General features: G+C 72.7%; 23 protein-coding genes and 1 pseudogene. 10 read left to right on the forward strand and 14 right to left on the reverse strand.

All coding sequences use genetic code 11. From position 1 onward, the window contains the following. The first annotated feature begins 40 nt into the window (after window positions 1-40). From ACFWPQ_RS42460 to ACFWPQ_RS42475, 4 genes are read left to right on the forward strand one after another with little or no spacing between them, the layout of a single operon-like run. Window positions 41-1,117 carry a zinc-binding dehydrogenase gene (locus ACFWPQ_RS42460; RefSeq protein ID WP_384047662.1) on the forward strand — a complete coding sequence of 359 codons (1,077 nt, stop codon included), beginning with the start codon at window positions 41-43 and terminating at the stop codon, window positions 1,115-1,117. Between the two features lie 3 nt (window positions 1,118-1,120). Then, window positions 1,121-1,648: a nuclear transport factor 2 family protein gene (locus ACFWPQ_RS42465; protein ID WP_384047665.1), complete on the forward strand. Its 528-nt coding sequence runs from the start codon at window positions 1,121-1,123 to the stop codon at window positions 1,646-1,648. Continuing rightward, window positions 1,645-2,502 (forward strand): NAD(P)-dependent oxidoreductase, encoded by an 858-nt coding sequence (locus ACFWPQ_RS42470; RefSeq protein WP_384047668.1) that lies wholly within the window; start codon window positions 1,645-1,647, stop codon window positions 2,500-2,502. The genes ACFWPQ_RS42465 and ACFWPQ_RS42470 overlap by 4 nt, the downstream gene beginning before the upstream one ends. A gap of 53 nt (window positions 2,503-2,555) precedes the next feature. After that, window positions 2,556-3,389: an SDR family NAD(P)-dependent oxidoreductase gene (locus ACFWPQ_RS42475; protein WP_384047671.1), complete on the forward strand. Its 834-nt coding sequence runs from the start codon at window positions 2,556-2,558 to the stop codon at window positions 3,387-3,389. A gap of 134 nt (window positions 3,390-3,523) precedes the next feature. Here the strand turns inward: ACFWPQ_RS42475 and ACFWPQ_RS42480 are convergent. The 7 genes and pseudogenes from ACFWPQ_RS42480 to ACFWPQ_RS42510 all read right to left on the reverse strand — a co-directional run. Then, window positions 3,524-3,715, reverse strand: a pseudogene (locus ACFWPQ_RS42480) (hypothetical protein); the annotation flags it as partial. Between the two features lie 121 nt (window positions 3,716-3,836). Further along, a complete protein-coding gene (locus ACFWPQ_RS42485) occupies window positions 3,837-5,135 on the reverse strand; it encodes an amidohydrolase family protein (protein WP_384047674.1) in 1,299 nt (432 codons plus the stop codon). Window positions 5,136-5,156: 21 nt separating this feature from the next. Continuing rightward, the gene (locus ACFWPQ_RS42490) at window positions 5,157-5,465 is read right to left on the reverse strand and encodes a hypothetical protein (protein ID WP_384047677.1); all 309 of its coding nucleotides are present in this window, start codon (window positions 5,463-5,465) and stop codon (window positions 5,157-5,159) included. After that, complete coding sequence (locus ACFWPQ_RS42495; RefSeq protein WP_384047680.1) at window positions 5,440-5,886, reverse strand: hypothetical protein; 447 nt, start codon at window positions 5,884-5,886, stop codon at window positions 5,440-5,442. Before ACFWPQ_RS42495 ends, ACFWPQ_RS42490 begins: the two co-directional genes overlap by 26 nt. Beyond that, a complete protein-coding gene (locus ACFWPQ_RS42500; RefSeq protein ID WP_361302883.1) occupies window positions 5,883-6,602 on the reverse strand; it encodes an ABC transporter ATP-binding protein in 720 nt (239 codons plus the stop codon). Before ACFWPQ_RS42500 ends, ACFWPQ_RS42495 begins: the two co-directional genes overlap by 4 nt. After that, a complete protein-coding gene (locus ACFWPQ_RS42505; protein ID WP_384047684.1) occupies window positions 6,599-7,312 on the reverse strand; it encodes an ABC transporter ATP-binding protein in 714 nt (237 codons plus the stop codon). Before ACFWPQ_RS42505 ends, ACFWPQ_RS42500 begins: the two co-directional genes overlap by 4 nt. Continuing rightward, entirely contained in the window at window positions 7,290-9,401 is a 2,112-nt protein-coding gene (locus ACFWPQ_RS42510) for an ABC transporter permease (RefSeq protein ID WP_384047687.1), read from the reverse strand. The genes ACFWPQ_RS42505 and ACFWPQ_RS42510 overlap by 23 nt, the downstream gene beginning before the upstream one ends. A gap of 155 nt (window positions 9,402-9,556) precedes the next feature. Here ACFWPQ_RS42510 and ACFWPQ_RS42515 point away from each other — a divergent pair, with 155 nt between their 5' ends. Genes ACFWPQ_RS42515 through ACFWPQ_RS42530 form a run of 4 tightly spaced genes read left to right on the forward strand, consistent with a single transcriptional unit; the run spans window position 9,557 to window position 12,692 of the window. After that, window positions 9,557-9,973 carry a nuclear transport factor 2 family protein gene (locus tag ACFWPQ_RS42515; protein WP_384047690.1) on the forward strand — a complete coding sequence of 139 codons (417 nt, stop codon included), beginning with the start codon at window positions 9,557-9,559 and terminating at the stop codon, window positions 9,971-9,973. Continuing rightward, window positions 9,970-11,088: an acyl-CoA dehydrogenase family protein gene (locus tag ACFWPQ_RS42520; protein WP_384047692.1), complete on the forward strand. Its 1,119-nt coding sequence runs from the start codon at window positions 9,970-9,972 to the stop codon at window positions 11,086-11,088. Before ACFWPQ_RS42515 ends, ACFWPQ_RS42520 begins: the two co-directional genes overlap by 4 nt. A gap of 6 nt (window positions 11,089-11,094) precedes the next feature. Further along, on the forward strand, window positions 11,095-11,883 hold the full coding sequence (locus ACFWPQ_RS42525) for an acyl-CoA dehydrogenase family protein (protein WP_384047695.1): 789 nt from the start codon (window positions 11,095-11,097) through the stop codon (window positions 11,881-11,883). Window positions 11,884-11,891: 8 nt separating this feature from the next. After that, window positions 11,892-12,692 carry an acyl-CoA thioesterase gene (locus ACFWPQ_RS42530; protein ID WP_384047698.1) on the forward strand — a complete coding sequence of 267 codons (801 nt, stop codon included), beginning with the start codon at window positions 11,892-11,894 and terminating at the stop codon, window positions 12,690-12,692. Between the two features lie 15 nt (window positions 12,693-12,707). Here the strand turns inward: ACFWPQ_RS42530 and ACFWPQ_RS42535 are convergent, their stop codons facing one another. Next, window positions 12,708-13,838, reverse strand: a complete 1,131-nt coding sequence (locus ACFWPQ_RS42535) for a thiolase family protein (protein WP_384047701.1) — start codon at window positions 13,836-13,838, stop codon at window positions 12,708-12,710. Next, entirely contained in the window at window positions 13,831-15,261 is a 1,431-nt protein-coding gene (locus ACFWPQ_RS42540; RefSeq protein WP_384047704.1) for a class I adenylate-forming enzyme family protein, read from the reverse strand. Before ACFWPQ_RS42540 ends, ACFWPQ_RS42535 begins: the two co-directional genes overlap by 8 nt. 54 nt (window positions 15,262-15,315) lie before the next feature. Between ACFWPQ_RS42540 and ACFWPQ_RS42545 the strand changes: the two genes are divergently transcribed. Further along, complete coding sequence (locus tag ACFWPQ_RS42545; RefSeq protein ID WP_384047707.1) at window positions 15,316-16,083, forward strand: SDR family oxidoreductase; 768 nt, start codon at window positions 15,316-15,318, stop codon at window positions 16,081-16,083. Between the two features lie 102 nt (window positions 16,084-16,185). Here the strand turns inward: ACFWPQ_RS42545 and ACFWPQ_RS42550 are convergent, their stop codons facing one another. The 3 genes from ACFWPQ_RS42550 to ACFWPQ_RS42560 form a co-directional block, all read right to left on the reverse strand. Next, window positions 16,186-17,250, reverse strand: a complete 1,065-nt coding sequence (locus ACFWPQ_RS42550; protein ID WP_384047710.1) for a phosphotransferase family protein — start codon at window positions 17,248-17,250, stop codon at window positions 16,186-16,188. After that, window positions 17,247-18,572: an acyl-CoA dehydrogenase family protein gene (locus ACFWPQ_RS42555; RefSeq protein ID WP_384047713.1), complete on the reverse strand. Its 1,326-nt coding sequence runs from the start codon at window positions 18,570-18,572 to the stop codon at window positions 17,247-17,249. Before ACFWPQ_RS42555 ends, ACFWPQ_RS42550 begins: the two co-directional genes overlap by 4 nt. A gap of 72 nt (window positions 18,573-18,644) precedes the next feature. Beyond that, window positions 18,645-19,238, reverse strand: coding sequence for a TetR/AcrR family transcriptional regulator (locus tag ACFWPQ_RS42560; protein WP_384047716.1), 594 nt, complete (start codon window positions 19,236-19,238; stop codon window positions 18,645-18,647). Window positions 19,239-19,285: 47 nt separating this feature from the next. Here ACFWPQ_RS42560 and ACFWPQ_RS42565 point away from each other — a divergent pair, with 47 nt between their 5' ends. Next, window positions 19,286-20,053: an SDR family NAD(P)-dependent oxidoreductase gene (locus ACFWPQ_RS42565; protein ID WP_384047719.1), complete on the forward strand. Its 768-nt coding sequence runs from the start codon at window positions 19,286-19,288 to the stop codon at window positions 20,051-20,053. Window positions 20,054-20,208: 155 nt separating this feature from the next. Here the strand turns inward: ACFWPQ_RS42565 and ACFWPQ_RS42570 are convergent, their stop codons facing one another. Next, entirely contained in the window at window positions 20,209-21,261 is a 1,053-nt protein-coding gene (locus ACFWPQ_RS42570) for a CaiB/BaiF CoA transferase family protein (protein WP_384047722.1), read from the reverse strand. Next, window positions 21,258-22,214 (reverse strand): TIGR03564 family F420-dependent LLM class oxidoreductase, encoded by a 957-nt coding sequence (locus tag ACFWPQ_RS42575; RefSeq protein ID WP_384047724.1) that lies wholly within the window; start codon window positions 22,212-22,214, stop codon window positions 21,258-21,260. Before ACFWPQ_RS42575 ends, ACFWPQ_RS42570 begins: the two co-directional genes overlap by 4 nt. Window position 22,215 lies beyond the last annotated feature (1 nt).

The following is a 22,215-nucleotide window of genomic DNA, read 5'->3' on the forward strand; positions in this document are numbered from 1 at the left end:
GCGCTACAGTCCCGGAGGACGGACTGCGGAGGAGACGCTGATGCGTGCTGCTGTGCTACGTGGCGGAACGGTCGAAGTGCGAGACATCGAGGATCCTGTTCCCGGACCGGGCCAGCTCCTCGTCCGCTCCCTCGCGTGCGGTGTCTGCGCGTCGGACCTTCACTTCATGGACCATCCGGAGGCGGGTGCCGACGACGACAGCGGAATGTCGACCTACGACCGGGACGTCGACATCGTCATGGGCCACGAGTACTGCGCCGAAGTCGTGGACTACGGTCCGGACACCGAGCGCCGGATCCCCGTCGGTACGCGGGTCAGCTCCCTGCCGGTGCTGACCACCCCCGCCGGCCGCAGGATCATCGGGCAGAACCCCGAGTCGCCCGGTGCGTTCGGCGAATACTTCCTGGTGACCGAGGCCATCACCCGGGTCGTGGGCTCGGACCTCCCGAGCGGGATCGTCTGTGTCGCCGACGCGTTGTCGGTCGGCTGGTCAGCCGCCTCGCGCGCCCGGGTGACGCCGAAGGAGGTACCGCTCGTCATCGGCTGCGGCGCCATCGGGCTGTCGGTGATCGCGCGGCTCAGAAGCCTGGGCGTGGGCCCGATCGTGGCGGTGGACTTCGTTGCGTCACGGCGCGCCACCGCACTGGCCATGGGGGCCGACGTGGTCATCGATCCGGCCGCGGTCTCGGCGTACGGGGCGTGGCACGACGTGGCCCACGCCCGCGTGCCGGACGAGTCGGTGCAGGACACGACGGCGTCGCACGGTCGACCGGGCTGCGTCGTGTTCGAGTGCGTCGGTGTTCCGGGCGTCCTCGACTCGGTCATCAAGGGATGTGTGCGCGGCACCCGCATCTTCTCCGTCGGCGGACCGCCCGAAGGCGACCACCTGCACACCCTGACCGCGAAGCGGAAGGGCCTGAACATCCAGTTCGGCGGCGGCCCGTCGATGGCCCACTGGGTCGAGGCGTTCGAAGCGGTCTGCTCGGGCGGCCTCGATGTCACGCCGATGCTGGCCGGCGCGGGAACCGTCGGGCTCGACGAGGTGCCCGCCGCGCTCGACGCGGCCCGCGACGCGAACGGCCCCGCCCGCATAGTCGTCGTACCCGGGGAGCTGTGACCGATGAGCGACACCGGTGAACTCGCCCAGTTGCGCGCCACGGTGGAGACGCTGGCGGCGAAGGTGCGCGCCCTGGCGGACCAGGTCGAGATCATGCAACTCGTCGCCCAGTACGGGCCCGCGGTCGACAGCGGTTCGGGGGAGGCCGCGGCAGCGCTGTGGACCGACGACGGCATCTTCGACGCCCTCCCCCATCTGCGCATGGAAGGCCGGGACGACATCGTCGGCATGGTGCACGGCGCCGGCCACCAGAGCCTGATCCACAAGGGCTGCGGTCACGTCCTGACCGCGCCCCACATCGTCGTCGACGGCGACCGCGCCACCGGCCGCAGCCACGCGCTGCACCTGCGCTGGGACGCAGAGGCAGGCCGTTTCTGGGTGTTCCAGGTGTCCGCGAACACCTGGCGCTGGGCGCGCACCCCGCAGGGCTGGCGCATCACCGAGCGCATCAACGCCAACCTCGACGGCAGCGCCGAACACCGCGAGATGCTCACGCCGCCCGGCCCCCGCGGCCGCCTGGAGGACGAGTGAAGATCGGTTTCATCGGCCCGGGCCGTATGGGCCGGCCGATCCTCGACCGCCTAGTGGCCGCGGATCACGACGTCACCGTGTGCGTACGCCGCCCGAAGGCCCGTGCGGCCGCCGAGGCCGACGGGCTGACCTGTGCCGACACGGTCGGGGCAACGGTGTGCGACGCCGACGCGGTGTTCGTCGTCGTGCTCAACGACGAGCAGGTGCGATCGGTCTGCCTCGGTTCCCGGGGTGCGGGAGGCTCGGACGGTGCCATCGCCGTCATGAAACCGGGCGCGACGCTCGTCCAGCACACCACCTCCGCCCCCGCGACCGCACAACTCCTCGCCGAGGCGGGCGCGAAGCACGGAATTAGGGTCCTCGACGCCGCGCTCTCCGGCAGCCCGCAGGACATCGCCGCGGGCCGGCTCACCCTGTGGGTGGGCGGGGACGAGGCCGTACTGGACGCCATGCGTCCCGTGCTGGAGACGTATGCCTCGCCGGTCATGTCCGTGGGGCCGGTCGGCAACGGTCAGCGGGTCAAGCTCGTCAACAACGCGCTGTTCGTGGCACAGGTAGGTCTCGCGATCGACGCGGTGCGCCTTGCCGGCTCGCTGGGGATCGAGGAGAGGGCGATCCTGGCCGCCGTGCAGCACGGCAGCGGCGCCAGCCGAGCGCTCGGCGTCGTCGCCGGCGGCGGCTCGGTCGACACGGTCGCGGAGCGTCTCGCGGACCTGATGAGCAAGGACATCACCGTGGTGCGCGAGGTCGCGGCGGACGCGGGGGCGGACCTCGGAATCATCGGGAGTGTCCTGTCCTCGGACGCGGTCGAAGGGAAAGTTCTCCGTTCGGCCCACCGCGACTCGTCCACATGAACTTCCCTTCCGCCCCCTCCAATTGACCGATCGCCCCGGACGAGGAGTACAGAATGGCTGAACCTCTCACGAGCACGTACGGGCCGTGGGGCATCGTCGCAGGTGGCTCCGACGGCGTCGGGGCCGCGTTCGCCCACGGCATGGCCTCCCGGGGCATGAACGTCGTGCTGGTGGCGCGGCGTTCACCCGTACTGGAGGCCTGCGCCGACGACATCCGGGCGCGGCACGGCGTCGAGGCCCGCACGGTCGCGCTCGACCTCGGTTCCCCCGGCGCCCTGGCCGCACTCGCGCACGCGACCTCCGACCTGGAGGTCGGGCTCTTCGTCTACAACGCCGGTGGCGACGACCGAAGCGTCGCGTTCCTCGACAAGGATCTGGACACCCATCTGGGGCTGGTCCACCGCAACTGCGCGGCCGTACTGGAAGCGGCCTACCGCTTCGGCGGCCCGATGGTGGACCGGAAACGGGGGGCCATGGTGCTGGTGACGTCCGGCGCGGCCTGGGCCGGCGGGGCCACGCTCGCCGCCTACGGCGCGACGAAGGCGTTCGATCTCATCCTGGCGGAAAGCCTGTGGGCGGAGTGGCGCGACAGCGGAGTGGACGTCCTCGGGCTCGTCCTCGGCAGGACCGACACCCCCTCGCTGCGACGCGCGGAAGAGGCACAGGGACGCGCGTACGGGGGTGAAGCGGCCGACCCCAAGGACGTCGCCGAGGAGGCGCTGGACCACCTGGCCGAGGGTCCCACCTGGATCTGCGGCAGCAGCACCCCGACCGGCGGCTCGCCGTTCGGCGGACTCAACCGCCGCCACGCGGTACTCGCGATGAGCCGGAGCGCTTCCGCGCCCGGAGGGAAAGCGGAACAGCACGGAAGATCCGTCTCGGAATGATCTTCCCAGCCCGTGGCGAGCGCTCCGGCGGTCTTGAGGTCGGCGCCGCCCGGTAGCGCGGTGAGTACGTCCGCCGGCGCCGTCCGCATCGGCTCTGCGGACGTCGCCGCGAGGTCGGCCGGTGTCCCGCGGACGCCGACCGCGACAACGCGGCCCCGGGGCGCGACATGTTCGGACCCGATGGACCCGGGTACCCCGGTGGCGACCACGAGGACGCCGGCAGGCCGGGCCGCAGCCGCGAGGCCGCACGTGTACCGGTGGACAACGGTGGCCGTGGCGTCGCGCAGCACCCTGGTCCAGACGCTCGAACGCGCCCGCCTCGCCACCCGGTAGCACCTGGGACCGTTGAGTCACCTCTCCTCCGGGCGAGGTTCTGGAGTCACGAACTCCCGCCACCTGACGGCACGCAGTGGAAACCGGCACTGTCCTGCGGGTATCGGCCCCGCCTCACTGCTCGGCCGCTGCCAGTGCCGCCTGGGCCTTCTTTCGGTAGGTGGCGAGCTTGTCCGCAGGGGCGATGACCTGGTGGCTGCGGGACTTGACGGACACGTCGTGCCCCTCGGCCGCCTTGCGCAGCGCGCCGACGGTGGCCTGGGCACGGGGGATGTGCGCGAACGGGTCGAACGAGTACCAGCGCATCGCGTTCCTGTGGGTCATCTTGTCGGTCTCGTCGTCCGTCACGGAGTTGGCGGTGAGCACCTCGTGCAGCTGCTCCGGGGCGTTCGGCCACATGGAGTCGCTGTGCGGGTAGTCGGCCTCCCAGCAGATGTTGTCGATGCCGATCTCGTTGCGCAGCCGCACCCCGATCGGATCGCTGATGAAGCAGGTGAGGAAGTGCTCGCGGAAGATCTCCGAGGGCAGCTTGCCGCCGAAGTCCTGGAGGGTCCACGTGGCGTGCATCTCGTAGGTGCGGTCGAGCCGTTCCAGGAAGTACGGGATCCAGCCGGTGCCGCCCTCCGACAGCGCGATCCTGATGGCCGGGTACTCCTTGAGCACCCGGGACCACATCAGGTCGGCGGCGGCCTGGACGAGGTTGATCGGCTGGAGGGTGATCATCACGTCCGGCGGGGCGTCGGGGGCGGTGACGGCGAGGCGGCCCGAGGAGCCGATGTGCAGGTTCATCACCGTGCCGCAGTCGGTCAGGGCACGCCATACCGGGTCCCAGTACTCGGAGTGGAAGCTGGGGTAGCCGAGCGGGACCGGGTTCTCGGGGAAGGTGAGCGAGTGGCAGCCCTTCTCGGCGACCCGGCGGATCTCCTCGGCGCACAGTTCGGCGTCCCAGATGGCCGGCAGGGCCATCGGGATGAACCGGCCGGGATGGGCGGCGCACCACTCGTCGATGTGCCAGTCGTTGTAGGCGCGGACCAGGGCGAGCGAGAAGTCGGAGTCCTCGGTGGCGAACAGCCGGGCCGAGAAGCCGGGGAAGGAGGGGAAGTTCATCTGGGCGAGGACACCGCCGGCGTTCATGTCGGCGACCCGCTCGTCGACGTCGTAGCAGCCGGGCCTGATCTCGTCGAGGCCCTGCGGGTCCATGCCGTACTCCTCCTTGGGACGGCCGGCGACCGCGTTGAGCGCGGCGTTGCCCACGCTGTTGTCCCGGAACTGCCACACGTCGCTGCCGTCCTCGCGGTGGACCAGGCGCGGGGCGCCCTTCTTGTAGCGGTCCGGCAGGTGGTTCGCGAACAGGTCGGGCGGCTCGATGATGTGGTCGTCGACGCTGATGAGGATCATGTCGTCGCGGTTCATGCGGGCTCCTTGGGGCTCGGGTCAGTCCGATGCGGGCAGTGCCTTGGGCGCCTTGATGTGCAACGGCTGTCCGCCGTAGGTCAGTTGGCCTGCGCCGGAGGCGGTGCAGAGGAGTTCGAGGGTGTCGGTGGCGTCGACGTAGCGCTTTCCGATGAGCGTGCCGGACGGCTCTTCGTCGGCCGGTGCGGCGGGGGCGTCCCGGGCCGGGACCATCGGCAGGCCGCCGCACTCGATCGGGACCTCCTCACTCGCCGGGGCCCGGATGACGATCACCCGGGTGGTGGAGGTGGCGGAGGCGAGCTGGTCACCTGGGCGAGGGGGCAGCGCCATTGCGTGGCTCTCCTTCTGGTGCGGGTGAGTCGACGTCTCGTGCGGGTGAGTCGACCGTCTTCGGGGCGACGGCGGGATCGCCGAGGCGCTCCCCCAGCCGGTCCAGGTCGTAGGACTGCCGGACGAGCCAGAAGCGCAGGAAGCCGGTGAGCGAGTAGCGGAGGAAGAGCGCGGCGCCCACCACCGCGGCCGTGATGCCGCCGAGGCCGAGGGAGAGCGCGTCGCCCTGCGCGAGCGCGTTGTCCGTCGCGTGGGCGAGGGGGAAGGCGAGGGCTCCGAGCACGAGGCCCGCGGTCATGAGCAGTCCGCCGAGGCGGAGCCAGAGGCCGGCGCGGGCCGCCGCGGGGTCGGGGATCTTCAGTTCGGCGAGTTCACGGACGAACCGGTCCGCCCGCGAGGCCGGTACGGGGGTCGACGTCATGTGGGGCTCCCCAGGTAGTAGGAGGACAGTTCGGCCTGCAGGGAGCTGTCGGGGTGCCCCTGCCACTGGATCCGGCCACGGACCAGGACGGCCGCATGGTCGGCGATCTTCAGTACGGCGGCGGCGAACTGCTCGACGACCAGCACCGCGACGCCCTGCCGGGCGATCCCGGCGACGAGTTCGTACAGTTCGGCGACGACCAACGGGGCGAGCCCCATGGAGAGTTCGTCGAGGAGGAGCACGGCGGGGTCGGTGGCCAGGCCGCGGGCGAGGGCGAGCATCTGCTGCTCGCCGCCGGAGAGGGTGCCCGCCTGCTGGGTGCGGCGCGCGGCGAGGACGGGGAAGCGGCCGTATGCGGTCTCCTCGATCTCCTCCCGGCCGCGGCCGCAGAAGGTCATCATCAGCAGGTTGTCGCGGACGGAGAGGTTGGGGAAGACGCCGCGGCCCTCCGGGATCAGGCAGACCCCGGCGCGGGCCAGGCGGCCCGGGCGGATCCCGGTGACGTCCCGGCCGCCCATCAGCAGGTGCCCGGCGCCGGGAGGATGCAGCCCGGCGGCGACCTTCAGGACCGTGGTCTTGCCCGCGCCGTTGGGTCCCAGGAGTGCCACCACCTGGCCCGCGGCGACGGTCAGATCCACACCGTGCAGCACGGTGATGCCGTGGTAGGCGGCGCGGACGCCGCGGAGTTCCAGCAGCGGGCCGGCGTGCACGGTCATGGCTCCCCCAGGTAGGCCGCGAGGACGGTCTCGTTCTGCTGGATCTCGGCCGGCGGGCCGCACGCCACGACCCGACCGAGGTCGAGGACGTACACGTCGTCGCAGACGGCCATGACCAGGCTCATGTCGTGTTCGACCAGGACGACCGCCATGCCCTCGGCCGCCAGGGAGCGCAGCAGGTCGGCGAAGAGTTCGGTCTCCTCGGCGTCCTGCCCGGCCGCGGGTTCGTCGAGGAGCAGCAGGCGGGGGCTCTGGACGAGGGCGCGGCCGACCTCGACGAGGCGGGCGATGCCGGTGGGCAGGGCGTCCGCCGGGGCCTGGGCCGTGTCGGTCAGGCCGAGGCGTTCCATGACCTCGTCCGCCGTACGGGCCGCGTGGCTGCGTCGGGGCCCGAGTTCCGCGGCCACGAGGAGGTTGTCGCGGACGGAGAGCCGGCCGAAGAGTTCGAGGTGCTGGAAGGTCCGGGACAGGCCACGCCGTGCTCGGCGGGCGGGGCCCTCGCCGGTGATGTCACGGCCGTCCAGCCGCACCCGGCCGGTCCGCGGGCGGCGGAGCCCGGAGACGGTGTCGAACAGTGTGCTCTTCCCGGCTCCGTTGGGGCCGATCAGACCGGTGACCCGGCCCGCCTCGGCGGCCAGCGACACCCGGTCCAGGGCCCGCCGGCCGCCGAACGCGACGGTGATCCCCTCAGCCTGCAGCAGCGGTGGCACGGCTCAGCACCTCCCCGTCCTCCGGCCGCCATGGGCGTCGTACGCCCCACCACTCCGGCGGGATCCCGACTGGAGCGGCCTCGCGTGCGGCGGCACGGCCGCGCAGTGTCACGGCCGCCAGCAGGGCGACGGCCAGGGACGGCGGACCACCGTCCGGGACGAGGGCGGCCGACGCCCAGCACACCGCGAGCACGCCGAGGAGTGCGGGCAGCAGCAGCCGGTCGCGGCCGAGCGGCGCCCAGTCGGCCCGCAGCCGTGCGATCACACCGCCCGGACTGTGCGCGAAACCCATGCCCGCGAGGGCGATGAGGAGGGCCGACAGGTTCTGCGCCCAGGGACCGAGCCCGCCCAGCAGTTGCGTGGGTACGACGTACGCGAGCCCCGTGAACAGGCCGGTGCCGACCGACCCCAGGCCGCCGACGACCGCGATCAGGAAGACGGGCAGTCCGGCGACGAGGTTGAACCGGTCGGCGGTGACGGTCTGGAGCTGCATGCCGTAGAGCGCACCGCCCAGTCCCGCGATGCCCGCGGAGAGAGCGAAGACCGCGACCTTGGCGACCAGCAGGCGGCCCCCGAGGGTGGCGTAGGCGGCCTCGCTGTCACGCAGGGCGATCAGCCGGCGGCCGTGACGGCCCCGCCGCAGGGCGGCCACCCCGACCGAGGTGACGGCCAGGCAGACGGCGGCGAGGACGAGCAGTTCGGCCGGTGAGGTGAGGTGCAGGCCGAACAGGTCGGGGCCGGTCACGGAGACCGAGCCCTGGTCGAACAGGGCGATGTGCACGCCCAGCAGGTCGAAGGCCGGCAGGGTGAAGATCCACCGGTCGAGAACGGTGGCGAAGGCGACGGTGCCGAGCGCCAGGTAGATGCCCGACAGGCGCAGCGCGGGCAGTGCGACCAGGGCGCCGACGGCGGCGGCGACCAGCACGGCGACCGGCAGCGCCCACAGCTCGCCGTGCGCGCCGAGGTGGCCCCAGACCACCGCGCCGATCCCGGCGATGGAGAGCTGGCAGAGGGAGACCTGCCCGGCGTATCCGGTGAGCGGCACATAGGACAGGGCGATCACACCGAGGGAGAACAGCGTGCCGTAGGAGATGACCTGGTCCTCGGTCAGCACGCTGACCAGGAGCAGCGCGAGCGCGAGCACGCAGCCCGCGAAGACCAGGCTGCCGCGCCTGCCCGGCAGCGGAACGCGGACCGCCGTACGGTCGCGGCGGCGCAGCCGGCGGTGCGGGAAGGCGAGCAGGGCCAGGAAGAGGAGCAGGGCGGGGGCGGCCAGGCGAAGGCCGGGCAGGTAGTCGTTCTGCGGCAGGTAGCCGGCGAGGTAGGCCTCCAGCAGGCCGACGACGACCGCGCCGAGGAAGGTGAGGGGCAGGCTGCGCAGCCGCCCGAAGACGGCGGCGGTGTAGGCGCTGACGATGAGCAGGGAGAGCTGCTGCGCGTCGAGCGCGACGGTGGGGGCGATGAGGATGCCGCCGACGGCGGCGAGCTGGATGCCGAGCACCCAGGCCAGCCGGCCGGCGCGCAGCGGGTCGGCACCGGTCAGCCCGGCGAGGGCGCGGTCGTCGACGGAGGCGCGCATCTCGGTGCCGGCCCGCGTGCGGTGGAGGACGAACCACAGGCCGGCGGCGATGGCGAGCGCGGTCGCCATCGTGATCGCCTGGTGCCAGGTGACGACGGCCGCGCCGAGCCGGACGGCACGCTCACCGGCGAAGAACGGGGTGAGCGGACGGGGTGTGTCGGGATCCCAGACCCAGCGGGCGAGCGCGATGCATCCGGCGAGCAACGCGACCGTCATGACGAGCCGTTCGGCCTCGCCCAGGGCCTGCACGGGGCGCATCAGGACCCGTTCGACGAACAGGCCGAAGGCGGGCGCGAGGACGAGGAGCACGACGGCCAGGGCGACCGGTACCGGCCAGCCCCAGCCGACGGCGAGCTGCCAGTAGGCGAAGGCCGCGAGCATTCCGGCCGCGCCGTGGGCGAAGTTGAAGACCCCGGCCGTGGTGTGGGTGAGCACCAGGCCGCTACCGATCACAGCGTAGATGGCGGCGGTGCTCAGGCCGACCACCGAGAAGGCCAGGAACTGATCCATGGGTTGGAAACTAGCTTCTCGTTTATGGAGAATCAACCATTCGCACAAGGGGAGGTTGCTTCACACGGCATCGGCGTTGACGGCACCGGGTCCGCATGGAAGCGTGATACTCGATTCCGAGAATCACGTTCTCACCGAGTGACCGTGGAGGCCCCTTGAGCGCCACCGACGACCTGATCGAGATCCAGCAGCTGCTCGCCCGGTACGCGGTCGCCATGACCCGTGGGGACGTGGACCGGGTGCTCGGCGTCTTCACCCCGGACGGCAGCTACAGCGCGTTCGGCGACACCTACCCGCTGGACGAGTTCCCCGCGCTGGTCGCCGCCGCCCCCAAGGGCCTCTTCCTGGTCGGCGCACCGGAGGTCGAGCTGGCCGGCGACACCGCCACCGGCACCCAGCCGCTCTGCTTCGTCGAACACTCCGAACACCGGATGCGCATCGGCTACTACGACGACACCTACGCCCGCACCCCGGACGGCTGGCGGCTGCGCACCCGGGCGATGACCTTCATCCGCCGCAGCGGAGACCACGACTCGGGCCGCCCGCACGCCTTCGACCGTACCCGGTCATGAGGACCGACGAGTTCCGGCAGCGTCTGCGCGCCTGGCTGGACGACAACGACCTGACGCCCCCGCCCGACGACTCCCTCGACGCCTCCTCCGACGGCCCCCTTGATGCCCAGGTCGCTCAACTGGCCAGGGTGCGTGCGGCGTTGTGGGAGGCTGGCTGGATGCGACACGGCTGGCCGCGCGCGGTCGGCGGGCTCGGCGGCAGCGGCACCCTGCGCGCGGTGCTCGGCGAGGAGGTCGCCTCGCGGGCGCTGGCGGAACCCGGGATCTGGTCGATGGTCGAGGTGCTGGTACCGACCGTCGTCGACTACGCGTCGCCCGCGCTCGCCGCCGAGCTGGTGCCGCGGCTGCTGTCGGGCCGGGAGCAGTGGTGCCAGGGTTTCTCGGAGCCGGGCTCGGGCAGTGACCTGGCCTCGCTGTCCACGCGGGCGGTGCCCGACGGTGACGTCTGGGTGGTGTCCGGCCAGAAGGTGTGGACGAGCCTCGCCCAGTACGCGGCCCGCTGTGTCCTGCTGGCCCGCACCGGGGGGCCCGGCCACGCCGGCATCAGCGCCTTCCTCGTCGACATGGACAGCCCCGGCATCACCGTACGGCCGCTGCGCACCATGCACGGAGTCGACGAGTTCGCCGAGGTCTTCCTCGACGACGTGCGGGTACCGGCACACCGCATGCTGGGCGCCCCCGGCGACGGCTGGCGCCTGGCCATGGACCTCCTGCCGCACGAACGCTCCACCTGCTTCTGGCACCGCGTCGCCCACCTCTACGGCACCCTGGACCGGCTCCTCGCCGACCACTGCCGGCAGGACGCCGACGCCCTCGGCGCCGCCTGGCTCGACCTGCACACCGTGCGCTGCCGGTCGGCCGCGACCCAGCGGAGACTGGCGGCGGGCGGACGGCTCGGCCCGGAGACGTCGGTCGACAAGATTCTCCTGGCCACCGCCGAGCAGCGGCTGTTCGACACCGCGCGCGATCTCCTGCCGGGCACGGTCGAACTGGCCGAGGAGGCCACGTGGCGCACCGGCTACCTGTACTCGCGGGCCGCCACCATCTACGGCGGCACCGCGGAGATCCAGCGCAACATCGTCGCCCGCCGCCTGCTCGGCCTCGGAAGGGAGTGACACGCAGTGGACACCGCCGAACGCGAACTTCTGGAAGAGGCCCTGCGCAAGACCATGACGACGAGCGAGCCCGGCGCCGGGCTCGACTCCGCGCTCGCCGACCTCGGCTGGCCGCAGATGCTCGCCGAGGAGCCGTACACCGCCGTCCCGCTGGTCTTCCGGCTGCTCGGGGAGACAGGGACGCAGGCCGCCGTCCTCAACGACGTCGTGCTGCGCGCGGCCGGGCGGCCCGTCGGAGGGACGCTGCCGCTGCCGTACGCGGGCGGAGTGTGGGTGGAGTGGGCGCGGGTCGGCTCCCCGGTGGCGAGTGGTCTCGATCCGGGGCTGCCGCTGAGCCGGGTGGAACCGGGCGAGGCCGTCCCGCCGGCCGCCGGGCGGCGGGCGCTGGGCTGGTGGCTGCTCGGCACCGGTCGCGCGATGCTGGCACTCGCACGTCAACACGTCATGGACCGGCAGCAGTTCGGGCGTCCCCTCGCCTCCTTCCAAGCCCTGCGACACCGGCTCGCCGAGGCCTACGTGGCGCTGGAGGGAGCCGAGGCGACCCTGGCCGTCGCGGAGGACGACACCGGCTCACTGCTCGCCAAGGCCGCCGCCGGGCGGGCCGTGCTCACCACCGCCCGCCACTGCCAACAGGCCCTCGGCGGCATCGGCTTCACCGCCGAACACGCACTGCACCGGCACGTCAAACGGGCTCTCGTCCTCGACGGACTGCTCGGCTCGACCCGTGAACTGACCCGCGAGGCAGGCGCGTTGCTGCTGCGTGACCGCCGGACGCGCCGCCTCGTCGACCTGTGAGGAAGCACGTGACCACGGATCTCTGGCAGGACCTCCTGGGCTGCCTCGACCTCACCGCCCAAGGTACCGAGGCCTACGAAGGCCGCTCGCAGGAGCTGCAGTATCGGCGGCTGTTCGGCGGCCAGTTCCTCGCCCAGTTCGCGCGCGCCGCCTGTCTCGCCGCACCCGGCAAGGCCCTGAAGTCACTGCACACGCAGTTCCTGCGCGAGGGCCGCACCGGGGAACCCGTGCGCTACGACGCCGATGTGCCACAGCACGGCCGTACCTTCGCGACCGTGAGGCTCACCGCCCGCCAGGAGCACGGAGTCGTCGCGATGGCGAGCGCGAGTCTGCATGTGTGGGAGGAGGGGCCGGACCGGCAGACGGTCGAGCCGGTGGCGGCGCTGCCCGGCCCGGAGCGCACGGTCGAACTCGGCCTGCTGCCTTGGGAGTCGCGGGCGGCCACCGATCTCGACACCGTGAAGTGCGAACCGCCCGCCTACGAGTTGTGGACGCGCATCCCGGCCGCGCCGCCGGATCTCGGCCCGGCGCTGCTCGCCTACGCCACCGACCTCACCCCGATCGGCACCGCGCTGCGCCCCCTGGAAGGCCTCACCCAGGCGGACGCGGGACGGGCGTTCACCTCTGCCGTGACCACGCACACCGTCTGGTTCCACCGCCCGTTCAGCACCGGGCGGTGGCTGCTGCTGCGCCAGCACAGCCCGTTGGCCGCACACGGGCGGTGCTTCGGACGCGGCGACGTCCTCGCCGAGGACGGGACACTGCTCGCCTCCTACGCGCAGGAGGCGCTGCTGAGGTTCGGCGGCTAGGCCGCCGCCGGCCGTTCAGGGCGCGGGCACCTCCAGGACCAGGGCGGACCCCATGCCGCCGCCCGCGCACATCGCGGCCACCCCCACTCCCCCGCCCCGGCGGCGCAGTTCGTGGACGAGGCTGACGACCATGCGTGCCCCGGTGGCGGCCACGGGGTGGCCGAGCGAGCAGCCGCTGCCGTTGACGTTCACCGCGTCCGGGTCGAGGCCGAGGCGGCGGATCACGGCGACCGGTACGACGGCGAAGGCTTCGTTGATCTCGAAGAGGTCCACGTCGGGGACCGACATCCCGGCCCGCTCCAGCGCCTTGGGGATGGCGAGCACAGGGGTCAGCCCGGTCTCGGCCGGGTCCAGGGCGACGGAGGCCCAGGAACGCACCCGGGCCAGCGCGGGCAACCCGAGCGCCTCGTCGGCGACCACGACGGCCGCGGCCGCGTCGTTCGCGCCGCAGGCGTTCCCGGCGGTGATCGAGAACCCCTCGATCTCGGGGTGGAGTGGTTTGAGCGCGGCCAGCCGCTCCGCGCTCGTGTTCCGGCGCGGGTGCTCGTCGGCCTCGAAGGAGCCGTAGGGTGTCTCCACGGCCACGAGCTCGCTCTTGAAGCGACCCTCGTCCTGGGCGCGTACGGCGTTGCGGTGCGAGCGCAGCGCCCACGCGTCCATCTCCTCGCGCCCGATGCCCTCCTGCACGGCGGTGTTCCAGCCCACCGTGATCGACATGTCGAGGTTGGGCGCGTCGGGGCGGTCGGGATGCGTGGGCGGCACCCAGCGTTCGGCGTCCTGGAAGGACAACGTGGGTGCGGTGGAGGTGGAGTTGACACCACCGGCGACGACGAGTCGGTCCATGCCGGCCCGGATCGAGGCCGCGGCGGTCTGCACGGCGGCGAGTCCGGCGGCGCAGTGCCGGTTCAGGGCGAGGCCGGGGACCCGCGGCAGTCCGGCGGTGAGAGCCGCGTGCCGGGCGACGACCCCGCCGCCGTAGTGGGACTCGGCGAGCACCACGTCATCGACGAGCGCGGGGTCGAGTCCCTCCGCGGTCGCCAGGACGATGCGGTCCGCCAGGTCGTACGCGGTGGTGCTGCGCAGGGTGCCTTTGAACGCGGTGCCGATCGGGGTGCGCAGAGCGGTGACGATGACAGCCTCAGGCATCGGCGGTCTCCTCCAGTTCGGCGACGAGGGTCCGGCGCAGGAGCTTGCCGGTGGCGGTGCGGGGCAGTTCGGGACGGAAGACGACGAGGTCGGGCGTCTTCGAGGAACGCAGGTGGCGGCGGGCGAAGGCCCTGATGTCCTCCGGGTCGCCGGAGCCGACCAGGACGGCCACCAGCCGCTGTCCCCACTCCGGGTCGGCGACCCCGAGCACGGCGGCCTCCCGCACCCCGGGATACTGAAGGAGTACGTCCTCGATCTCGGCGGGAGCGATGTTCTCGCCGCCGCGGATGATCGTGTCGTCCGCGCGCCCCTCGACGAACAGGTAGCCCGCCTCGTCGAGCCGGCCCCGGTCGCGGGTGGCGAACCAGCCGTGGTCGTCCAGCGCGCGGGCGCCGGCATACTCCCCGGAGATCTGCTCGCCGCGCACGAAGACAAGCCCGGTCGCCCCCGGTTCGAGCGCCTTGCCGTCCTCGTCCCGGACCTCGACCTCGATCCCGGGCAGCGGGCGGCCGGCGGAACCGAGCCGGGCCCGGACGGCCGGGTCCTCGGCGACCAGGGCCTGCCAGTGGTCGTCGGGGCCGAGGACGCAGATGGAGGACGCGGTCTCGGTCAGACCGTACGCGTTGACGAAGCCGGTCTCCGGGAACTGCCGCAGCGCCCGCTCCACCACCGGGCGCGGGGTGCGCGCACCGCCGTAGGCGAGGCTGCGCAGGGCGGGCGTCCCGGCCTGGTTCTCGCCGAGCTCGGCGGTGATGCGGGCGAGCATGGTCGGCACCAGCATGGCGTGGGTGACGCGCTCGCTCCGTACCGTCGCCAGCCAGTCCGCGGCCTCGAAGGAGGCCTGGTAGACGATCCGGCGGCCCGCGTAGAGGTTCGTCAGCAGGTTCATCAACCCGGCGACGTGGTACGGCGGGAGGGCCACCAGGGTGGCGTCGTCGGCCTCGGCCGAGCCGAAGTCCTGGGTGTTGAAGACGTAGGCGAGCAGGTGGCGGTGGCGCAGCAGTGCCGCCTTGGGGGCGGCGGTGGTGCCGCTGGTGTAGAGGGTGACGGCGGTGGCTTCCCGGTCGTCGGGGATCGGCCGCCACTCGGCTTCCCCGGAGGGAGCGAGGAGGGCGTCCAGGTCGCCGGGGCGCAGCACGACCGCGCCCGGATGCCGCTCCAGCAGGGCAGCCAACTGCTCCGCTCCCAGGCGGTAGTTGAGGGGGATGAAGGGGACGCCGGCCAGAGCCGCGCCGAACAGGGCGACAGGGTGGGCGAGGTGGTTCACGCCGAGGTACAGGACCGCGGGGCGGTCTCGGAAGCGGTCGGCCGCATGACGCGCGAGGCGCTGGAGTTCGGCGGCGGAGAGCGAACGGCCGCCCTCGGTGACGGCCGGCCGGTCTCCCGCGGAGGCGGCCATTTCCAGGATCACGGCTATGTTCATGAGAATGGCATTCTCATACACTCAGAGCCTTACTCGCAAGAGAGGGGAACGGCGATGCTCATCGAGGGTTCCTCGGCCCTGGTGGTCGGCGGCACGGGCGGACTGGGCGAGGCGACGGTACGACGACTGCACGCGGCGGGCGCGCGGGTCGTGGTCGCCGACCTGGCCGACGACAAGGGCAAGGCCCTCCAGGAGGAGCTGGGGGTACGGTACGTGCGCGCGGACGCCACCGACGAGGAGTCGCTGGCATCGGCGGTCGAAGTCGCCTCGCAGGAAGGCGAGTTCCGCGCGGCGGTGGACTGTCACGGCGGGCCCGCGCACGGCGGACGGCTCGTCGGCAGGGACGGGGCGCCGCTGGATCTCGCCGGGTTCCGCAGCACGGTCGACGTCTATCTGACCGGGGTGTTCAACGTCATGCGCCTGGCCGCCGCGGCCATCGCCCGCACCGCGCCCGCCGGGGAGGACGGCGAGCGCGGTGTGATCGTGACGACGTCGTCCATAGCGGCGTACGAGGGCCAGATCGGCCAGCTGCCGTACGCCGCCGCGAAGGGCGGGGTGAGCGCGATGACCCTGGTGGCCGCCCGTGATCTGTCACCGCTGGGCATCCGGGTCGTGTCGATCGCACCCGGCACGGTCCTCACCCCCGCGTACGGCAAGGCCGCCGACCAGCTGGAGGCGTACTGGGGCCCGCAGGTGCCCCACCCGCGCCGGATGGGCCGCCCGGAGGAGTTCGCGGCCCTGGTCCAGCACCTGTGCGAGAACGGCTACCTCAACGGCGAAGTGGTCCGCCTGGACGGGGCGTTGCGGTTCCCTCCCAAGTAGCGTGCCGAACAGCGCGCCCCCAAAGGGGCGCGGGGCCGTATCGATGTGCGGCTACCGCCGCGTGGGCGCGACCAGCCACGACGGCGCCGCGGCCGAACGACATCAATCACCCGCCATCTCCTGCCGGGCCTTCTCCCACAACCAACCCGCGTAGGCGTGGAACGCCTCACCCATCCTCCGGTTCAGCTTCCCCGCAAGCGCACGCGCATGACTGCCCTCCAGCAGCGCGGCAAGCCGGAAACAGGCCAGCACCTGGTACCACCGGAACGCGGACACGTCCCGGCCGGTCCGCTCGGCGTAGTACGCGACGAGCTCGGCGCGGGAGGGCACACCGTCCCAGGGCTGGAGTTGCGGCGAGCTGCCGGGCGGGTCGCCGGGCTCCCGCCAGGCCGTGAGGATCCAGGCGAGGTCGAGCAGCGGGTCCCCCAGGGAGGCCATCTCCCAGTCGACGATGGCGGCAAGGCGCGGGGCGTCGTGGGCGAACATGACGTTGGCGAACTGCAGGTCCCCATGGACGATCCCGGTCGCACCCTGCTTCGGCGCGTGCGCGACCAGCCAGTCGGCCACCGCGTCCACGTGCGGGTTCTCACTCTCCGCATAGGCCGGGTCGGCACGGTAACCGTGCAGCAACTTCAGGTACTTGGGGGTCTGCCGCTCCAGCCAGCCCTCCGGACGCCCGAGGTCGGCCAGGCCGTGTGCGTCGGGGTCCACCGCGGCCAGCCGCGCGGCGCCTTCGACGAGGGCGAAGGAGACCGCGCGCCGCCACTCGGGGTCCTCGCCGTACCGGCCGGGCAGCTGCCCCCGGGGCATGAAGCCGTCGATCTTCTCCAGGACGGAGAAGGGCGCGCCGAACACCGCCTCGTCCTGCACGCTCGCGTACAGGCGGGGGTGCGGCACGTCGGTCGAGGCGAGGGCGCCCAGGACCCGGCTCTCGCGGCGGAAGGCGTCGGAGGCGCCGGCCTTCAGGTGCCGGCCGGGCCGGCGCAGCACTAGCTCGGTGCCGTCGGCCCGGCGCAGGACGAACAGGAGGTTCTGCGCGCCGCCGGTGAGCGGTTCGAGTGCGGTGACGGGGCCGTCGCCGGGCAGCTCGGGGAGGCCGGACCAGGAGTTGAGGCGGTCGAGGTCGGCCGGTGTGTCGTCGGCGCCGGGCGTTTCCTGGGTGCTCACCGGGTCACCGCCGTCTCGCTCAGGCGGTCCGCGTACTTCGCGCGGGCCGCGGCCAGCCGGGTGGGCAGATGGGCCGAGCCGAACAGCTGGTCGTCCGCCGGGGTGGCGTCCTTCAGCAACAGCCGGGCGATGACGTCCTGGTGGGCCTCGGTGGGTCCGTCGGCGACACCGAGGGTGGGCCCCGAGTTCCACATCTTCGCCAGGGGCAGCTCGTTGGAGACGCCGAGCGCGCCGTGCAGGTGCAGGGCCCGGTAGGCGACGTCGACGAGGACCTTGGGGGTGGCGACCTTGACGCCGGAGACGTGCAGCCGGGCCCGGCGGGCGTCGGCCGGGTCGCCGGTCCCGGCCGCCCGGTCCGTCTGCCAGGCGGCGTGCAGGACCTGGAGGCGGAACTGCTCGATCTGCACCCAGGTGTCGGCGAGTTGGTGGCGTACGGCCTGCTGGTCGGAGAGCGGGCCGCCGCGGGTGCGCCGGGAGACGATGCGCTCGGTCATCATCTCCAGGGCGCGCCGGCACTGGCCTACCGAGCGCATCGCGTGATGCAGCCGGCCGCCGCCGAGGCGGGTCTGCGCGATGAGGAACCCGGAGCCGGGCTCGCCGAGCAGGTTCGCGGCCGGCACCCGGCAGTCGGTGAACCGCAGGTAGGCATGGACGCCCTCGCCGAGCGGCTCGCCGGCCATGCCCGTGCCGCGCACCATCTCCATGCCGGGCGTGCCGGCCGGGACCAGGATCATGGACGCGCCCTTGTGCACGGGCACGTCGGGGTCGGTCACCACCATGGCGATGACGAAGGCCGCATGGGGGTAGTTGGAGGCGAACCACTTCTCCCCGTCGATCACCCACTCCTCGCCGTCGCGGACGGCCTGGCAGGTGAAGCCGCCGGGGTCCGCGCCGCCGGTCGGCTCGGTCATCGCGAAGGTGGACACGATCCGCCCGTCGAGCAGCGGCTCCAGGTACTCCTTGCGCTGTTCCTCGGTGGCGTAGTGGGCCAGGATCTCGGCGTTGCCGGAGTCGGGGGCCTGGGTGCCGAACACCATCGGCGCCCAGCTGGACCGGCCCAGGATCTCGTTGAGCAGTCCGAGGCCCACCTGCCCCATGCCCATGCCGCCGAGCGAGGGCGGCAGATGGGCCGCCCACAGCCCCTGCTCGCGCACCTGCCGCTGCAGCGGGCGGACCACTTCCCGGAAGACCTCGCTGTCGCGGTCGTAGGGCTCGGCGTTGCCCGGGAACAGCACGTCGAGCGGCTCGATCTCCGCACGGACGAACCCCGCAGCCCAGTCGAGCCTCTCCTGGAACGCGGCGTCGGTACTGAAGTCCCACATGACGCATCCACCTTCCTTCAGAATGGCGTTCTGAAATTAACAGAACGGCATTCTCGCGTCCAGCGACGGGACTTACCCTCTGCGGGGATCGGGAGCCCGTACGCCCGCGAGCAGGAACCCGACCAGGTGCTCGGTCTCCGCGCGTCCGGGTACCTCCTCGGTGAACAGCCAGTACTGCAGGGCGGCGACGACCGCACCGGCCGCGGTGCGGGCGGAGCGCATCGGGTCGCCGGACCCCAACTCGGCGGCAGGCTGGGCGAACAGCGCGGCGAGGGCGTCCACCAGCGCGACGGTGACGTGCGAGGCCCGGGGAGCGTGTCCGGTGGCGTTGGCCAGGACGGCCCGGGTCTGCCGGGCCAGGGTCACGTCGGCCGCCTGCCGTACGACCGCTTCGAACCCCGCCCGCAACCGGGCCTCCGGACCGCGCCCGGCCGCCCGCGCGATCCGGTGCCGGACATATCCCACGAGCGTGCGCGCCCCGCGCTCGACGATGGCCTCGACCAGGGCGTCCTTGCTCGCGAACGAGCGGTAGAAGGCGTCGTTCGACAGCCCCGCGGCGGCCACGATGTCGGCCACCCGGGGCCGGCGCCCACCACCCGACACCATCAGGGCCAGTCCGGCGTCCAACAGCGCCTGGGCGTCGCGGTCCCGAATGCTATTCTGCATACTGGAGAACGCTACTCTCACAAACGAGAACGCTCCAGGAGGCGGACATGGGCTACGCGGACGAGCTGTTCGACCTCTCCGGCAGGGTGGTCCTCGTGACCGGCGGCAGCCGGGGACTGGGGCGGGCCATGGCGTTCGGGGCGGCCCGCTGCGGCGCGGACGTCGTCGTCGCCAGCCGGAAGTACGACGCCTGCGCCGCCTTGAGCACCGAGATCGAGAAGGAGACGGGGCGTGCGGCTCTTCCGTACGCCGTCCACGTGGGCCGCTGGGACGAGCTGCCCGGCCTGGTCGACGCGGTCTACGCGCGCTTCGGCAGGCTCGACGCGCTGGTCAACAACGCCGGGATGTCTCCCGTCTACGAGGATCTGGCCGACGTCACGGAGAAGATGTTCGACGCGGTGCTGGGCCTCAACCTGAAGGGCCCGTTCCGCCTGTCCGTGCTGGCGGGAGTACGGATGTCCGAGGCCGGGGGCGGCACGATCGTCAACGTCAGCTCCACCGGCTCGGTCCGGCCGCGCCCCGCGATCGTGCCGTACGCGGCGGCCAAGGCGGGGCTCAACGCGGTGAGCGCGGGGCTGGCGCAGGCGCTCGGTCCGGCGGTGCGGGTCAACACGCTGATGTGCGGCCCGTTCGACACCTGGGCCACCCGGGGCTGGCAGCAGGACCCGGAGCAGCTCGCCGAGGGAGTGCGCGGACACGCCCTGCGCCGCATCGGGGACCCGCGCGAGGTGGTGGGCGCCGCCCTCTACCTGATGTCGGACGCGTCCTCGTACACCAGCGGGGCGACACTGCGGGTGGATGGGGGGATGCCGTGACGTTCAGGGAGCTTCGTTGAAGTCCGGTGCGGTTCGGCCGCGCCCTGAAGGGGCGCGGGGCTGTATTGGATATGCGGCTGCCGCCACGTGGGCGCGACCAGCCACGATGGCGCCGCAGACGATCGACAGCGCATCATGGCCCATCCCGCGGCAGCTTAGGGCGCGCCGGCGCCGCCATGTTCGCCCAGCCCCGGCGGCGGCCCGTACGACGGCTCGTAGCCGGTGACCCGGAACGGGCTGCCGACCAGCCGGAGGCCGCCCGCGTCCACCACCGCGTCCGGAGCCTGGACCAGCGCCTCGGGAAGGGTGCGGACGGCCGCGGCGGGGACGCGGAGCGGACGCAGGCGGGCCTCCCAGCCGACGGCGGTGTCGGCGGCCAGCGCCTTGGTCACCGCGGCGATCACCTCGTCGCGGCGTGCCGCGCGTTCGGCCATCGTCGGGAAGCCCTCGATCCCTGCCTCGGCGGCGAAGGTGCGCCAGAAGCCGTCGTGGGTGATGAACAGGGCCAGATGGCCGTCGGCGGTCGGGAAGAGCTGGGCGGGGACGTAGTAGGCGTGCGCGCCGCCCAGGCGGCGGGGGGCGACCTCGTCGTTGAGCCAGGCCGAGGCGTGGTAGTTGAGCTGGGAGAGCATCACGTCCCGCAGCGAGACCTCGATCTGCCCGCCGCGCCCCGAGACGACCAGCGCCAGCAGGCCGAGCGCGGCGGCGAGTCCGGCGGAGTTGTCGGCGGAGGAGTAGCCGGGCAGCAGGGGCGGGCCGTCCGGGTCGCCGGTGAGGGCGGCGATGCCGGTGGCGGCCTGGACGACGTAGTCGAAGGCGGGTTCGTCGCCCGCGTCCATGCCCCAGCCGGTGAGGGCGACGCAGACGAGGCGTTCGTTGTGGGGCCTCAGGGCGTCGTAGGTGAGGCCGAAGCGGCGGATGGCGGACGGCTTGAGGTTGACGAGCAGCGCGTCCGAGTCGCGCACGAGGTCGTGCAATCGGTCCTGCCCGCCGGGCGTCGTCAGGTCCAGGCGGACCGAGCGCTTGCCCCGGTTGAGGCTGGCGAAGTAGGCGTCGGACACCTGCCGGGACAGGTCACCGCCGGACGGCTCCACCTTCGTGACCCGTGCCCCGAGGTCGGCGAGCAGCATGGTGGCGTAGGGGCCGGCGAGGATGTGCCCGACCTCCAGGACGCGCAGCGCCGCCAGCGGGCCCGGCCCTCCGGTCACCGGAAGTCCGCGGCGAGGGCCGCGACCGTGTCCCGGGTGCGGAGCTTGGAGGCGACCAGTTCGTCCCGTCCGGTGCCGATGGGCAGCAGGCGGACGGACAGGTCGGTCACGCCCGCGTCGGCGAAGCGCCGGAAGCGGGCCGCGATGGCCGCTTCGTCGCCGGCCGCGCACAGGTCGCCGACGTCGCGTGCGTCGCCGTACTCCAGGAGCCGTCGGTAGTTGGGCGAGACCTCGGCCTCGCCGAGGATCCGGTTGGCGCGCTCCCGGGCCGTGTCCACCTCGTGCGGCGCGCAGAGGCAGACCGGGATGCCCGCGACGACGCGCGGGGCCGGCCGCCCGGCCGCCTCCGCCGCCTTGGTGAGGGTCGGCACGACGTGCTCGGCCACGGCCCGTTCGTCCGCCATCCACAGGACGGTGCCGTCGGTGTACTCGCCCGCGATGCGCAGCATCAACGGGCCGAGGGCGGCGACCAGGACCGGCAGCGGGGCGCCCGGGGCGAGGGTGAGCGGATTGTGCACACGGAAGACGTCGTTCTCGACGTCCACCGAACTCGCGCCGCTGACAGCCGCGTTGAGGACTTCGAGGTAGGCGCGGGTGTACGCGGCCGGCTTCTCGTACGGAATGCCGAGCATGTCGCGGACGATCCAGTGGTGGGAGGCGCCCACGCCGAGGGCGAGCCGCCCCCCGGCCGCCGCCTGGGCTGAGATCGCCTGCCGGGCCAGGGCGACCGGGTGCTGGGCGTGCACCGGGACGACCGCCGTGCCCAGCTCGATGCGCGAGGTGGCCTGCCCCATCAGGGAGACTGCGGTCAGGGCATCGAAGTCGGTGGGCACCTGCGGCACCCACACGGTGTCGAAGCCGGCCTCCTCGGCCCAGCGGGCGTCGTCGGCCATGCGCGCCGCCTTGTGCACCGCGTCGCCCCGCTCGGGGCCGCTCATCACTCCGACTCGCATG

Source organism: Streptomyces sp. NPDC058464, assembly GCF_042721035.1.
Taxonomy (GTDB): Bacteria; Actinomycetota; Actinomycetes; order Streptomycetales; family Streptomycetaceae; genus Streptomyces.

Excerpts from the sequence above, each read along its gene's own strand:
- ACFWPQ_RS42560 (WP_384047716.1), bottom strand. The coding sequence starts at position 19,238 with ATGCAGAATAGCATTCGGGACCGCGACGCCCAGGCGCTGTTGGACGCC.
- ACFWPQ_RS42545 (WP_384047707.1), top strand. The coding sequence starts at position 15,316 with ATGCTCATCGAGGGTTCCTCGGCCCTGGTGGTCGGCGGCACGGGCGGA.
- ACFWPQ_RS42535 (WP_384047701.1), bottom strand. The coding sequence starts at position 13,838 with ATGCCTGAGGCTGTCATCGTCACCGCTCTGCGCACCCCGATCGGCACC.
- ACFWPQ_RS42460 (WP_384047662.1), top strand. The coding sequence starts at position 41 with ATGCGTGCTGCTGTGCTACGTGGCGGAACGGTCGAAGTGCGAGACATC.
- ACFWPQ_RS42500 (WP_361302883.1), bottom strand. The coding sequence starts at position 6,602 with ATGACCGTGCACGCCGGCCCGCTGCTGGAACTCCGCGGCGTCCGCGCC.
- ACFWPQ_RS42465 (WP_384047665.1), top strand. The coding sequence starts at position 1,121 with ATGAGCGACACCGGTGAACTCGCCCAGTTGCGCGCCACGGTGGAGACG.
- ACFWPQ_RS42520 (WP_384047692.1), top strand. The coding sequence starts at position 9,970 with ATGAGGACCGACGAGTTCCGGCAGCGTCTGCGCGCCTGGCTGGACGAC.
- ACFWPQ_RS42485 (WP_384047674.1), bottom strand. The coding sequence starts at position 5,135 with ATGAACCGCGACGACATGATCCTCATCAGCGTCGACGACCACATCATC.
- ACFWPQ_RS42540 (WP_384047704.1), bottom strand. The coding sequence starts at position 15,261 with ATGAACATAGCCGTGATCCTGGAAATGGCCGCCTCCGCGGGAGACCGG.
- ACFWPQ_RS42555 (WP_384047713.1), bottom strand. The coding sequence starts at position 18,572 with ATGTGGGACTTCAGTACCGACGCCGCGTTCCAGGAGAGGCTCGACTGG.
- ACFWPQ_RS42495 (WP_384047680.1), bottom strand. The coding sequence starts at position 5,886 with ATGACGTCGACCCCCGTACCGGCCTCGCGGGCGGACCGGTTCGTCCGT.
- ACFWPQ_RS42575 (WP_384047724.1), bottom strand. The coding sequence starts at position 22,214 with ATGCGAGTCGGAGTGATGAGCGGCCCCGAGCGGGGCGACGCGGTGCAC.
- ACFWPQ_RS42490 (WP_384047677.1), bottom strand. The coding sequence starts at position 5,465 with ATGGCGCTGCCCCCTCGCCCAGGTGACCAGCTCGCCTCCGCCACCTCC.
- ACFWPQ_RS42565 (WP_384047719.1), top strand. The coding sequence starts at position 19,286 with ATGGGCTACGCGGACGAGCTGTTCGACCTCTCCGGCAGGGTGGTCCTC.
- ACFWPQ_RS42510 (WP_384047687.1), bottom strand. The coding sequence starts at position 9,401 with ATGGATCAGTTCCTGGCCTTCTCGGTGGTCGGCCTGAGCACCGCCGCC.
- ACFWPQ_RS42475 (WP_384047671.1), top strand. The coding sequence starts at position 2,556 with ATGGCTGAACCTCTCACGAGCACGTACGGGCCGTGGGGCATCGTCGCA.